The organism is Clostridium sp. (assembly GCF_034179595.1).
Lineage (GTDB): Bacteria > Bacillota > Clostridia > Clostridiales > Clostridiaceae > Clostridium.
The window spans coordinates 24517-38731 of record NZ_JAXFPT010000074.1 but is presented as its reverse complement, the minus strand read 5'-3'; the positions used below and the strand labels follow the sequence as shown (position 1 = coordinate 38731).

Here is a 14215-nt window from a genome sequence, read left to right as displayed (position 1 = left end):
TTGCTTTAAATATTTTATGCTGTTAAATTTTTCATCTTATTTACATTATCATAAACTTCAATCATATTACTTAATACTAATTTTTCATCTAAACTATTTGAACCATTAATATATTTTTCTAAATTCTTTTCATATATTTCTTCAGATTTATGTTCTTCTTTTATTAATCTTTCAAAAACTGAATCAAGTAATTTTATATCGCCATCATAATTTTTAAGCTTCATATATAGCTCATAAATACTGCATATTAAATTTCTTTCATTAGCAATAATTTCTGAATTACTATCTTCTTTATCTATATTATTTGCCTTTAATCTTTCTGATATAAAAGATGTAACAATAAATAAATTACTCATTTCTTGTTCTTCTTTACCATTATATGCATGTTTTAACTTATTAAGCATTTCTTTTACCACATTATAATACATAAGTTTTAGCATTTTATTATCCTTTTTCATATCATATGGTAATATAAACTTGTTTATTAAAATTGCAAGTATAGTACCTATGACAACAAATACTATTCTATATAATGCTATTGTATTTGTATTAGTTAAAAGCGCTGCTGAACCCATAGCGGATATAGTTATACATATTAAATTATATCTATATTGTTTTATATAACCACTTATGTATCCACTTAGCATAAGTATTAAAGATCTTGAAGTAACATCTTTAAATATATGGAAAAGAATTTCTACTATTATTACACCACAAACTGTAGCAAATAATCTATCTTTTGTCTTTGTTTTTGACATTTCATAAACTGGTGTTACTAATGCTTGTATAGTAAATGCAATCCATCTAGCTTCTACTATATGCAAATAATCCATTATAAATAAACTTAATGCCATACCTATTGAAAAACGTACTGCATATGAAAACTTAGCTGACCTTGCATTATAATTAGCAGTTATCCTATGTCTTAATTTAAATCCTTCAGGAATATCATGTATTTTATTTACTAAGTTATAATTATTTTTATCTAATTTCTTAATTTCATATAATGCATCGTATATAAATGACATATTATTTAATACCTTTAATGCAGTTATGTCTTTTATATCTCTTCCATCATAATTCTTTATAGCATTAATTTCTTTTTCATCTATAGTACTTTCATCATTTAAATAACCTTTGATTTTTTCTAATGATTTTTCTATTGCTAATATTGTATCTTTGTCATTTTTATAATCTAATTCATCTAATAAAGCAGACATCTTTTCTAAAGCAACTGCTATATTTAATTTTATTCTACTTTCTTCTGTTAAATAAAATTGTTGTTCTCTTTTGTTATATATAACCTGTCTAAAAGAGCTTAAACTACCTTCTATACTTGAGTTTAGATTTGCATCCTTTGTACCTAAAGATTGCTTTTTTAGCTTTTCTATCATATCATCACAAGCTTTTACTAACAGCTTGTTTCCTCTTTTTAAAACATTATTTCTATTAACTACTAATTGAATAACCATAATCATAATAGCACCAACAATTAATGCTAAAAATCTCATACCTAATTTATCATTACTTACTGGATTAGTTAATAAAAATAAATATTCAAGTGAAAATGGTAAATATACTGGTTTTGCTAAATTATAAGATAATGTATATGTTAAAATAAAAGTTATAATTAAATTAATTGGGATAGCTACCCACATATTTTTATCTGCAATTGTAGCACCTGCCCCTATTAATAAATTTAACAAAACTAATAAAATAGTATTTTTAACTGGTGATAAAGTTAAATCTTTTTGCAAAAGCATAAGCATAGCTGTTATTGTTGCAACACCTATAAGCGTATTTTCAGCTCCAAATATACCTTTAAATATTAAAACAAAAGCCATAATAAATATAAATAAAATCGTTTGTGATATAATTAATTTTTTACTCATAATTCTTCTAACCTTTCTATCACATTATATTCCTTATAATAGGTCATTCTACTAGTAAAAAATACATTTTTCAATTAATATATATTTTATTTATTATAAAGTTAATATTATTAAAAGAATCTCTATTTATTAATATAAAGCAATAAATATTAATATAAAATTTATATAAAAAGAGCTAGGTTAATAAAAAACTAGCTCTTTAAAATGTTGAAATTAACTATATAATTCATATATATCCGATAATTCTAATTCTATTTTTTTAGTGTCTATATTAAATTCATCAAAACTTGTTATGCCCTTGCCCTCTAACATTTTATTTGGTAAATATACATCAAATGTACTTCCCTTATTTATTTCACTACTTACTGATATATTACCCTCATGCATATCAACTAAAGCTTTAACAATGCTAAGCCCAATTCCACTACCTTCAGTTTTTCTATTTAATGATTTATCTACTTGTACAAACCTATCAAATATAAAATCTTTCATTGATTCTGGAATTCCTCTTCCTTCATCTTGTACAGTTACTTTAACCCACTCTTTATTTGAAGTTATATTAACTAGGATAGTTTTATCTCTTTCAGAAAATTTTATAGAATTTGATAGTAGATTTAAAATTATCTTTTCAATCTTTTCCATATCGCATCTTATGATTAATTCCTCAATATCTGTATCGAAGATCATATTTATATTTTTTTCTTTTGCATATGGAATTATGGATAAAGAAATATTTTCAATAAGTTCAACTATATTTGTATTTACAAACCTTGGCTCAATTGCTCCTACATCAATTTTAGTTATATCAATAAGATTATTAACAAGTCTAAGCATTCTATAACAATTTGTTCCTAATGCATTTTCATATTTATCATAAAAATTGATAAACTTATATATATTACTTTTTTTTGATTTATTAAGTAATTGTAATGTTGAACTTATTACATTTATTGGAGTCCTTAATTCATGTGATAAATTTGCAAAAAATTCATTCTTAGCATTTTCATAAGCTTTTATTTTATTATATTCAAAATTCAATTTTTCATATTTTTTCTCTTCAGTCAAATCTTTTGAAATTATTATCTTTTTTAAATTTGCATCATTTTCTTCATTTATATCATTACATACTGATAAAAGCTCAATTTCATTTCCTATTGAATCAATTCCAACAAAAGTATATTTACTATTTGTATCACTAAACTCAATATCCTTGCATGAATTAATTATCTTATTTAAATTTTCTCCAATTAGTTCTTCCTCTTTATAATTAAACATATCTAATGTAGATTTATTTACATATTTTATAGTATCATCATCAGAAATCCCAATTAATGCTTCTTGGATATTATCATTTATTGTTGTTAAAAGTGCTTCTTTTTCTTCGATTTCTTTTGATAACTTATGTTCTGTAGTTATATCATTAAAAGATATAGAAAAATATGTTTGATTTTCATAAGTAATCCTTTTTACATCTAATAATATAGCGCTTTCGTGGTTTTCACTTACAAATTTTCCCTTCCAATATCCCTTATTTTCAGCCTCTTTATGTATAGTATCAACATCATCACAACTTATTTTTCCATATCTATAAAAATTATCTTCAATTTCTTTATATTGTTCTTCTATATTTTCTTTGCTACAGTAATTATTTATTAATGTTTTATTAGCATAAATTATATTCCATTCACTATCAGTAATTAATATGTTATTTATATGATCAAATTCTGATACATAATAAAATATATTTAATTCTTTTTGTAATTTTTTATTTTCATTTATTTCTTTTATTATTTCTATAAATACACCGCATACAACTGCTACATTAGCCATAATAGTCAAATATATTAAAGAATAAAAATTTCTTTGGATAATTTTTGTTTCAGGATTCCATGCAGAACTTAAAAAATATAAGCATCTCATAATTATTAAATATAAACTAGCTATTATAGACACATACACTGATTGTATTTCTTTTATACTTTTCTTAATTAAAAGTTTATTAACTACAAGATATAAAATTATAATTATAATCATTATAAAAAATGAAATCTTACCTAAATATCTATACTTATCAGTTATCACTAAATTGCTTATATTTCCATCTATTTTTGAAGTTATAATGGATAATATAGAAACAATTATAATATCCATTAATTTATTTTCCTTAGAAAAAGTTTTCTTTTTATTTACTACCCTACTAATAATAAATAATCTAAGCAAAGGGCTTAATATTTGAATAAAATAATTATTCATAATATTTTCATTTGCATTTACTAAAGCATTAATCAGCATGCTTAAATAATATAATGATATTATAAAAAAACTATCTTCATTATTATTTAGAAAATATATTCCTGAACTTATATATGCCATAACTGTAAGGAGTAGATTTACACCCATCAATCCATATGCATGCATTACACTTTCAAATTCAAATTCAAATCTATTTCTCCCATAAAATAAATCCTTTAAAACAAACATAAGCAATACTAATGACCCACTAATTATTATTGCTAACATTAATTTTATGATCTTTTGTTCTCTTAATAAGTTTTTCTCTTTATTAGCTAAATATAACATTTTTTACCTCCATACCTAGTAAATCTATAATATCACTATTTTTAAAATTTTTATAGCTTTTTTGTAAAAAAAATGTTAATTTAGTCAAATTTTCACTAAAACGTAATAAATAGCAGGGTAAATTATTTATCCTGCTATTTATTACTCATATTTTTTATTATTTCTCTTAAAAAAGTATAATTTTAAATTCGTTAATCGTTTTATTTATATTATGTGAATTTAATATAGCTGTTACAACTGCTACACCATCTAATAATTCCTTTAATTCATTAGTTATATTTTCTGTATTTATTCCACCTATTCCGTATATAGGAATACTTATATTTTTCTTTATTTCTTTAAGTGAATTTATGCTTAAAATATTTGTATCTTTTGTATCTGTACTATATATAGCTCCACATCCTAAATAATCTGCTCCATCTTCCACAGCTTTTTTACTCTCTTCTAAAGTTTTAGTAGATACACCTATTATCTTATCTCTTCCAAGTAATTTTCTAGCTAATTTACAATCCATATCATCTTGTCCTATATGAACTCCATCTGCATCTATTGCCATAGCAATATCAACTCTATCATTTACTAAAAATATAGAATTATATTTTTTACATAAATCAAATAACTTTTTACCTCTCTCACACATTAATTTAGACGAAACATTTTTATCTCTATATTGAACAAGTTTTATCCCTGCTTTAAGTGCCTCTTCAACCTTCTTTAATAATTCATCAAAAGGTATTCTATAATCTGTTACTAAATATATTTTTTTGTCTTTAAAACTCTTCATAAAAAATCTTACCTCTTTCTATTAATTCTTCATCTGTAATACAAGATATTTTATCTAAAGTTTTATACTTAAACGATAATATTCCATTACCTAAATTGTTTTCTTTAGCTATTTCACTTGAAATATTCATTGTAAGTATTGCTTTTACCACTCCAAAAATAGTATCTTCGCCTAAATCTTTAGCACATTCTACTGCTAGCATTCCTCCAAGCATACAGCCTGTCCCTGTTACTAGCGAAAGGTCTTGCACCCCATTATATACTCGCACCTCTCTTTTTCCATCTGTTATATAATCCACTTTTCCTGTTATAACTATTATGCAATTATTATTTTTTGAATACGATCTTAAGGCTTTTCTTAAGCTTGGTGTAAAATCTTGTGTATCTAATGAATCTATCCCCTTAAAGTTACTTTTAACACCTATAAGGGTTTTTATTTCTGTTAAATTACCCTTTATTAATTTAATACCTATATTTAATATATCTTCTACAATTTTTCTTCTAAGTTTCGTTACATGAACTCCAACTGGATCTAATATAACTGGAATATTATTTTCTCTTGCAACATTTGCTCCAAGTATCATGCTATCTCCTTTTTCATATCCCATTGTACCAATATTTATATAAAGTCCATCTGATATGGCTACGCCTTCTTTTATTTCTCTTAAATCATCAATCATCATTGGCTTACCGCCATAAGAAAGTATAGTTTGAGCAACATCATTTACTGTTACATTATTTGTTATTGCATCGATAAGTGGAGTATCGACTCTTCCCCTGTCAGCTCTTCTTAAAATTTCTCTTATTTCCATTATAATATCCCCCTTTTAAACCCCATATTATTCCATATTAGCTAACTTATATAATTCATAAAAATGATGTGTTGGACCAACTCCTTTTCCAAGTTCTATTCCATGTTCTATTGCAATTGTTACATATCTCTTTGCTTCTCTCACAGCGTCTTCTATATTCATACCTTTTGCAATATTTGCAGCTATTGCTGATGATAATGTACAGCCTGTACCATGTGTGTTTTTACTATTTATTCTTTCTTGTTTTAAATAAATAAACTTTTCTCCATCATATAAAATATCTGTTGCGTCATCTTCTAGATGACCACCTTTTACTAATACTGCTTTAGGCCCAAGCTTCTTTAAATTAATCGCAGCTTCTTTCATATCATCTATATTTTTTATTTCTACTCCTAATATTTCTTCTACTTCTGGAAGATTTGGAGTTATAAGAGTTGTTATAGGAAATAATTCTTTAATTAATGTTTCCTTAGCATCTTCTGATAAAAGCTTAAATCCACTTTTTGATACCATGACTGGATCAAGTACAATTTTAGGAATATCTTCACTAATATCTTGAATACCAAAAACTCCTTGAGTATTTTGAGCTGTAATTGCTGTAATTACACTCATTCCAAATACACCATTTGCTGAAAAAGCTTTTAAATCAGCCTGTATTCCAGCACCCCCTGAACAATCTGATCCTGCAATTGATAATGCTTTATACATATATATCATACTTTCAATTTATAATATAAAATAAAAAAAGAGTACGACCTCATAAGGTTGTACTCTATTTATCAATATTAAAATACATAAATACTGCTGTCCCTACGATGGTACTAACCATATCAGGTAATAAGGGTTTAGAAATTAAAATTTCATTCTCAGCTAAAAACTTATAGCTCCCCTAGCCTTATATTTTATTTTCTTAATTAAATTTTATATCAAAATTTAATTAAAGTCCACATCAAATAATATTCTTATTCATCACCAAATACTTTTTTCTTAAGTTCAAGACCAGTTTTAGTTATTGCAACTCCACCCATAGCTGTTTCTCTAAGTTCTGCAGGTAATTGCTTACCGACCTTATACATTGCTGAAACTGTATCATCAAATGGTATCTTAGATTCTACTCCTGCCATTACTAAATCAGCAGTACAAAGAGCACTTACAGCTCCTGCCGCATTTCTTTTTGCACATGGAATTTCAACAAGCCCTGCAACTGGATCGCAAACTAATCCTAAAATATTCTTTAAAACAATTGCCGCTGCATCTAAGCTCATCTTTGGAGTTCCACCCATCATTTCAACTACAGCTGCTGAACCCATAGCAGCTGCTGAACCACATTCAGCTTGACATCCACCTTCTGCCCCTGAAACTGTTGCATTCATAGCAATTATAGTACCAACCGCAGCTGCTGCAAAAAGCCCCATAACAAGCTCATCTTCTGTCTTATCAAGCTTTGAACCTGCTGATAATATAACAGCTGGAAGTATTCCACATGAACCTGCAGTTGGACATGCAACTATTCTTCCCATTGATGCATTTACTTCTGATGATGATAAAGCCATTGCCATTGCCATAACAGTTGTTGTCCCTGTTAATGTTTCACCTTTTTTTAAATATTGATTTACTCTGTAGCCATCTCCTCCAATAAGTCCTGTTACTGAGTAAACTTCTTTTTCTATTCCTTCTGTAGCTGAATCAATCATAACCTTTAAAGTAGCTTTCATTTTATTTATTACTTCTTCTCTAGTTGATTCAGAATTTTCCATTTCCATTTGTATTGCATATTCACTTAAAGATATGCCTCTTTGATTACATATTTCTAAAAGTTCTTGTCCACTTCTTGCAACCACTATTCTTCACCTTCCTTTACAGGATTTATCATAATAACTCTATTTACTTCTTCAATAGTTTTTAGTTTTTCTACAGTATCATCATCTACAGTATGATCTAATTCAAATACCATATTAGCTCCTTGTCCTTTTTGTCTTCTAAAAACGCTCATAAATGCAATATTTATTCCTTCTGAATAAAGAAGATTTGTAACCTTTGATACAACTCCTGGAACATCTTTTTGAGACATTATTAATGTTGGATATTCTCCTGTAAATTCAACTCTATTTCCATTAACTTCAGTTATCTTAATACTTCCGCCACCTATTGATGAACCAATAACTTCTCTTCTTTCACCGCTTTTTGTTAGCATATCAAACTTAACTGTATTTGGATGTACATCACCAAGATCTGTTTCTACAAATTTAAACTTTAGTCCAATTTCTTTTGCTATTTCAAGAGAATTTCTAAGTCTTTTATCACTTGGTTCCATTCCAAGAATTCCTGCAACTAATGCTCTATCTGTACCATGACCTTTATATGTCTTAGCAAATGATCCGTGTAAATAAAATGTTACATCTATAACTTCATCTCCAGCAACTGCTCTTGCAACTTTTCCAAGTCTTGCGGCACCAGCTGTATGTGAACTTGAAGGCCCAATCATTATAGGACCTAAAATATCAAAAACACCTACATTATTCATATTCTTCACCTTATCCCATGCATAATTTTTTATATATCTTAGTTATAGTTTAATCTATTATTATTACTTTTTTCAATAAAAATAGTCATTTTATACTATATTATTTTTTGGACTAATTCTTATTTATTAACATTTTAAAGTGAAATTAAATTATGTTATAAGTAAAAAAGTATCTCACATAAAATATGTGAGATACTTTCTATTTAAATTGTATTCCAGAATTATTTGATTTTGGTTCAAAAAGACTTTTATAGAAGTTATCAAATCCATCATCATTCATTTCTATATTTGATTCATCATTTACATAGAATTTATTCATAGTTGATGTTATTAAATCAAACTTCCTAATATTATTTTCTTCTAAAAGTACATTGTAAAGATAAGCTAAATGATTTTGAAGATATTCTTGCATATTTTTTATCTCTTCATCACTTAATTTTCCTTCTTCATAAAGTTTCTTAACTGGACCATTTCTAAATATAAAGTATGCTGATGCTCTTGTTATATTTTTTAAATAATCCTTTACTTCTTTATTTTCCACATTAACACCTCATCTACTTGTATATACTACATAATAATTTAACTACATTTATCATGAATGTACAAGTTAATATTTGTAGAAACAACTTCCCCCAATAAACTCACGTAATAATGAATTTTCAGGAACTTTATCCATAGAAATTTCTTTAAAGAAAGTAAGTAATGAAATAAGTCTTTGTGCTTCATTAAATACAGGACTTTCTTTAGTAATTTTCTTTAGTTCATTTAAGGCATATGGCTTTAAAACACAAAGTTCATATACTAAAGTTGAATTAAACATATCATCTGCTTCTTCTTGATATACAAATATATTTCTTCTTTCACCTCTTTTAATTGAAGGCCACATTCTTAATGTTTCTTCTCCTCCATATCCTCTTGATAAAAAATCTCTAACTATTCTTCTTACTTTTCTTACATCTGTTGTTGCTATTCTATTATGATTATCAAGATTTAACTGAGTTAATGCTGATATATAAATCTTATGCTTATATTCATCTTGTATTGAATTTGTAAGCATTGGATTTAATGCATGAATTCCTTCTAATATAAGAATACCATTTTGAGGTAGCTTTACTTTATGCCCAAGCCATTCACGTTTACCTTGCATAAAATTATAGCTTGGAACTTCAACTTCTTCACCATTTAATAGTCTTTTTAAATGCTCATTTAAAGTCTTTAAATCTAATGAATATATAGATTCAAAATCATATTCTCCATTTTCATCTTTAGGATTAAGTTCCCTATCTATAAAATAATCATCTAGGCTAAGAGGAACTGGAACATATCCATTTACTCTAAGTTGAATACTTAATCTATTTGCAAAGGTAGTTTTTCCTGATGAAGACGGTCCTGCAATTAATACCATCTTAACTTCATTCTTTTCTGATATTCTATCTGCAATATATGCAATCTTTTTTTCATGTAAGGCTTCTGATACAAGTATTAAATCTTTAAGTTCATTATTTACTACCCTATCATTTAAACTTCCAACTTCACCAACACCTATTATATTAAGCCATCTTTCTGTTTCATAGAAAATATTAGATAATCTCTTTTGTTCGTTATATGGTGGAATATTATCTAAATCTTCAATCATAGGGCTTCTAAGAATAAATCCTGTTTCATAAAGCATTAAATCAAATGCTCTTATAACTCCTGTAGAATATGCCATTTTTCCATAAAAATAATCATATCTTCCTTCTAATTCATAAAGCTTTACTGTATCAAAATCTACATGTTCTAAAAGCTTAACTTTATCTTCCATTCCATAGTTTTCAAAAATATCTATTGCTTTGCTTTTTGAAACTCTTATCTTTTTTATTGGTTCATCTTTATTTATTATCTCTTTCATCTTTTTCTTTATTTTCTTTATATCATCATCATTTAAAACTTTTTCTTTATGAATTTCTCCAAATAACCCTTTGCCTATTGAATGTTCTATAGTTATCTTTGAATCTTTAAATACATCAAGTGCTGCCGTAATAAAAATAAATTGAAGTGTTCTTGTATATATATTCATACCTTCTTCAGTATTAAAATATATTATCTCTAAAATTCCGCTTTCTTTTACTTCTTGAGTTAATTCATAATACTTATTATTAAGTCTACAAAGTGCTATATTTTTTATATCTTCTTTATAATATTTATCCATTAAGTCTTTAAATTTAGTTCCTCTTAAAATATTCTCTTTTTTACCATTTTCAAGAATTATATCAAACCCATTCATCTTTTTACCTCGCCTAAAATTTTATATACATATATTAATACCATTATATTCTCTTTTGTCCCTGCCATAAACTGTAAAATATATTTTTTATAGTTTTACTTTGAATATTAAGCATACTTATTACAAATATTAACCTAAGAGGTGTTATTTATGTTTATTGTTTTTATAAGAACTGCAATTTTATATATTCTTGTTGTTTTAGTGATGAGACTAATGGGTAAACGTCAAATTGGAGAACTTCAACCTTATGAATTTGTAATAACTATGATGATTTCAGATTTAGCTTCCCTTCCAATGCAAGATACAAGACTCCCATTACTTTTAGGAATAGTTCCTATTTTAACTTTACTTTTACTTAAAACACTATTATCCCAGCTTCAACTTAAAAGCCAATTTACCAGAAAAGTTGTAGAGGGCGAACCATCTATTTTAATTTATAAGAGCAAAATAAATTATAAAGCTTTAAAGAGCCAACAGATAAACATAGATGAATTAATGGAAGAAATAAGATTGTTAGGATATTTTGATTTAGAAGAAATTCAATATGCAATTCTTGAAACAAATGGTCGTATTTCAATACTACCTAATTCATCTAGTGGGAATTCTTCAGAAATATCAAATGCTGTAAGTTCTAATAATTCATCATCAAATGCTAATAAAAATGATGAAAATAATTTTTCTAAAGAAAAACAAAAGATTATACTACCAAAAATATTAGTTTCTGATGGCAAAATAAATAGAAATTCATTAACAGCAGTAAATAAAGATAGTGATTGGATAAAAAATGAATTAAAAAAACATGGAATAGATGATATAAATAAAGTCCTATTAGCCTTATATGATACTCAAGGTAAATTTAAATATCAACTTTTTGATGAATATGAAAAGGAGGAGAAAAAATGAAAAATTCAATAGTTTCTCTTATTTTATTCTTCTCAGCAATTATATTTATATTTTTTGCTAATTCAGAACTTATAAAACTTTGTGATCAAATATCAAATGATAGTGATAGAATAGAACGGCTTTTAGATGATAAAAAATGGGATGAATCATATAATGAAAGTGTTAAACTTCTAAAAAAATTAGATGAAAGTAACTCAATATCTTCAATTTACATAAGTCATATAGAATTAGATGCTATAGTAGATCAAACAGTTCGATTAACAGTTCTTATAAAGTCTAGAGATGAAAGTGAATCATTAGCAACACTCCATTTAATTAGGTATAATGCAGAAAGAATTAAAGAATTACAATATCCATCAATAGAAAATATTCTAATAAAAAAGCTCTATCTATAAGATAGAGCTTTTTTATTACTCTTGAGTAAATGATAAACATTGTGCATGACCGTCATTACTTAAGCTTTCAACAGCAATATCAACATAATTTGATACACATCTATTTTCTTTATTATGTATGCAGTTAGTTACATCACAACCAATTGCCATATTTGGATTTGGGTGTCCTGCACTTCCACATCCTACTCCACTTTGCATTGATAGTTCTTTTTCATCAAAGTTTTCGCATACAGTTTCATGTGATGAACTTGATATACCGCCTCCAACATGTATTGTTTGATTACAGCATTGATTGTCTTGATTATGCACACATTCTATAACTCCACATCTTAATGTAGCCATTAAAATCACTCCTATATATTTTATCCTTATTATTATCTGTAATTTTTTAAATTTAATTCTAAAAATATATCTTTTAATCCTAGTTTTAATTTATATATATTTGATGTACTATTAAAATAAAGTATTTATATAAAGGAGATAAATTTATGGCAAAGGAATTAGAAACAAGAATTATAGACATAGATGTAGATTCTATGAGAGAAAAATTAAAATCTTTAGGTGCTAAAATGATAAAATCTGAAAATCAAATAAATGATATATATGATTTCGAAGACGAAAGACTTTTAAAAGATAAAGGTTATGCAAGAATTAGAACTGTTAATGATTTAATAAATTCTAAAGAAATAATATTTATGACAACAAAAAAAATGTTATCACAAGGTAGATTTAAAGAAATGGAAGAAAATGAAGTTATAGTAGATAATAAAACTATGGCTGAAGGAATATTTAAATCATTAGGACTTAAACTTCATCAATCAATAAAAAAGTATAGAGAAAGTTATGAAATTTTAGATGGTTTAGTTGAAATAGATATAAACGATAAAGAATTTTGCCCTTTCCCTTATATTGAAATTGAAACTTCATCTGAAGAATCTTTACAAAATATACTAGATTTAATTGGATATACTATGGAAGATACTACTTCTAAAACTATATATCAACTTATAGATGAATATAAAAATAATTAATTTATAAAATAAAAAATGACTGAGCAAAGTCTAACACTAAGTTCAGTCATAATTTTTATCTATAATATAATATATTATAAAACTAAAGATTTGCTAAATTTTTTGATGGTCCAAACATTTCATAATTTATATTTTCTTCTGAAATGCCCATACCCTTTAAAGTATTATATATATGTTTCATGAATCCTAAAGGTCCACAGAAGTAGAATTCTCCATCCTTAGGTAAGTTTTCTTCCATCCATTCTTTAGTTACAACCCCTTCAAAGTCATAATCTTTTCCCTTTTGATCTGATTCTAATGGAGTTTGATAGAATATTGCAGTTTTAACATTACTATGTTCTTTCTTTATGCTATCAATTTCATTTTTAAAAGTATGTGCAGTTGAATTTAATACAGCTTGTACAAATATTATATCTCTATCTTCTTCTACAGCCTTATAAAGCATTGACATCATTGGTGTAATTCCTATACCACCACTTAATAATACTAGAGGTTTCTTGCTATCTTTTAATATAAACTTTCCTAATGGTTCTGTTATTTCTATTGTATCTCCTATTTGAATATTATCATGCATATATCTTGATACTAATCCATTTTCTTCTCTTTTTATACTTATTCTATAAAAATCTTCTCCAGGTTTCATTGATAAACTATATTGTCTAATTGCATTTTTATTTTCACCATCTTTAATTGGCTTTATTGAAATAAATTGACCTGCTTCATTTTTCTTAAGCTTTTCTCCATCTTCTCTTCTCATATAAAATGAAGTTATCACATCATTTTCTTTAACCTTATTAAATATTTTTACTTTATACATAATCTTACCACCTTTATCATTCGTACTATTTATCTCTACGTATGTATTTATTATCTTTATATGGTTTTACGCGTAAATTCATATTTAAATATCTGATATATCTAAATTATATTCCTTCAAAATCAATATAGCAATAATGATTATCACTTAATAATGGTTAATTTTTTCATAACTTCTAAAACTTTATTTTAAATGTATATATTTTTTGATTT

14 protein-coding genes and 1 riboswitch are annotated in these 14215 nt (G+C 25.9%); of the genes, 3 read left to right on the top strand and 11 right to left on the bottom strand.

The window, feature by feature from the left end:
• Nucleotides 1–14 precede the first annotated feature (14 nt).
• The 9 genes from SPJ33_RS09300 to SPJ33_RS09260 all read right to left on the bottom strand — a co-directional run bounded on the left by SPJ33_RS09300 (nucleotide 15) and on the right by SPJ33_RS09260 (nucleotide 10857).
• Nucleotides 15–1892 (bottom strand): FUSC family protein, encoded by a 1878-nt coding sequence (locus tag SPJ33_RS09300; protein ID WP_321117686.1) that lies wholly within the window; start codon nucleotides 1890–1892, stop codon nucleotides 15–17.
• A gap of 213 nt (nucleotides 1893–2105) precedes the next feature.
• Nucleotides 2106–4472, bottom strand: coding sequence for an ATP-binding protein (locus SPJ33_RS09295; RefSeq protein WP_321117685.1), 2367 nt, complete (start codon nucleotides 4470–4472; stop codon nucleotides 2106–2108).
• A 166-nt stretch (nucleotides 4473–4638) separates the two neighbouring features.
• Complete coding sequence (gene thiE / locus SPJ33_RS09290) at nucleotides 4639–5256, bottom strand: thiamine phosphate synthase (protein WP_321117684.1); 618 nt, start codon at nucleotides 5254–5256, stop codon at nucleotides 4639–4641.
• Nucleotides 5243–6067, bottom strand: a complete 825-nt coding sequence (gene thiM / locus SPJ33_RS09285) for a hydroxyethylthiazole kinase (protein ID WP_321117683.1) — start codon at nucleotides 6065–6067, stop codon at nucleotides 5243–5245. Before thiM ends, thiE begins: the two co-directional genes overlap by 14 nt.
• A 27-nt stretch (nucleotides 6068–6094) precedes the next feature.
• Nucleotides 6095–6775: a bifunctional hydroxymethylpyrimidine kinase/phosphomethylpyrimidine kinase gene (gene thiD, locus SPJ33_RS09280; RefSeq protein ID WP_321117682.1), complete on the bottom strand. Its 681-nt coding sequence runs from the start codon at nucleotides 6773–6775 to the stop codon at nucleotides 6095–6097.
• 81 nt (nucleotides 6776–6856) lie between these two features.
• Nucleotides 6857–6968, bottom strand: a riboswitch (TPP riboswitch).
• A gap of 61 nt (nucleotides 6969–7029) precedes the next feature.
• On the bottom strand, nucleotides 7030–7908 hold the full coding sequence (sdaAA, locus tag SPJ33_RS09275; RefSeq protein ID WP_321117681.1) for an L-serine ammonia-lyase, iron-sulfur-dependent, subunit alpha: 879 nt from the start codon (nucleotides 7906–7908) through the stop codon (nucleotides 7030–7032).
• Nucleotides 7908–8591: an L-serine ammonia-lyase, iron-sulfur-dependent subunit beta gene (gene sdaAB, locus SPJ33_RS09270; RefSeq protein ID WP_321117680.1), complete on the bottom strand. Its 684-nt coding sequence runs from the start codon at nucleotides 8589–8591 to the stop codon at nucleotides 7908–7910. The genes sdaAA and sdaAB overlap by 1 nt, the downstream gene beginning before the upstream one ends.
• A gap of 199 nt (nucleotides 8592–8790) precedes the next feature.
• Nucleotides 8791–9132 (bottom strand): hypothetical protein, encoded by a 342-nt coding sequence (locus SPJ33_RS09265; RefSeq protein WP_321117679.1) that lies wholly within the window; start codon nucleotides 9130–9132, stop codon nucleotides 8791–8793.
• 66 nt (nucleotides 9133–9198) lie between these two features.
• The gene (locus tag SPJ33_RS09260) at nucleotides 9199–10857 is read right to left on the bottom strand and encodes a nucleoside kinase (protein ID WP_321117678.1); all 1659 of its coding nucleotides are present in this window, start codon (nucleotides 10855–10857) and stop codon (nucleotides 9199–9201) included.
• A 150-nt stretch (nucleotides 10858–11007) separates the two neighbouring features.
• On the opposite strand from SPJ33_RS09260, the gene SPJ33_RS09255 reads away from it, so the two are divergent.
• Entirely contained in the window at nucleotides 11008–11760 is a 753-nt protein-coding gene (locus SPJ33_RS09255; protein ID WP_321117677.1) for a DUF421 domain-containing protein, read from the top strand.
• Nucleotides 11757–12155: a DUF4363 family protein gene (locus SPJ33_RS09250; RefSeq protein ID WP_321117676.1), complete on the top strand. Its 399-nt coding sequence runs from the start codon at nucleotides 11757–11759 to the stop codon at nucleotides 12153–12155. Before SPJ33_RS09255 ends, SPJ33_RS09250 begins: the two co-directional genes overlap by 4 nt.
• A 15-nt stretch (nucleotides 12156–12170) precedes the next feature.
• On the opposite strand, the gene SPJ33_RS09245 is transcribed toward SPJ33_RS09250, so the two are convergent.
• Nucleotides 12171–12497 (bottom strand): DUF1540 domain-containing protein, encoded by a 327-nt coding sequence (locus tag SPJ33_RS09245; protein WP_321117675.1) that lies wholly within the window; start codon nucleotides 12495–12497, stop codon nucleotides 12171–12173.
• Between the two features lie 146 nt (nucleotides 12498–12643).
• On the opposite strand from SPJ33_RS09245, the gene SPJ33_RS09240 reads away from it, so the two are divergent.
• The gene (locus tag SPJ33_RS09240; protein ID WP_321117674.1) at nucleotides 12644–13186 is read left to right on the top strand and encodes a class IV adenylate cyclase; all 543 of its coding nucleotides are present in this window, start codon (nucleotides 12644–12646) and stop codon (nucleotides 13184–13186) included.
• Nucleotides 13187–13268: 82 nt separating this feature from the next.
• Here SPJ33_RS09240 and SPJ33_RS09235 read toward each other — a convergent pair whose 3' ends face one another.
• Entirely contained in the window at nucleotides 13269–14003 is a 735-nt protein-coding gene (locus SPJ33_RS09235) for an FAD-binding oxidoreductase (protein ID WP_321117673.1), read from the bottom strand.
• Nucleotides 14004–14215 lie beyond the last annotated feature (212 nt).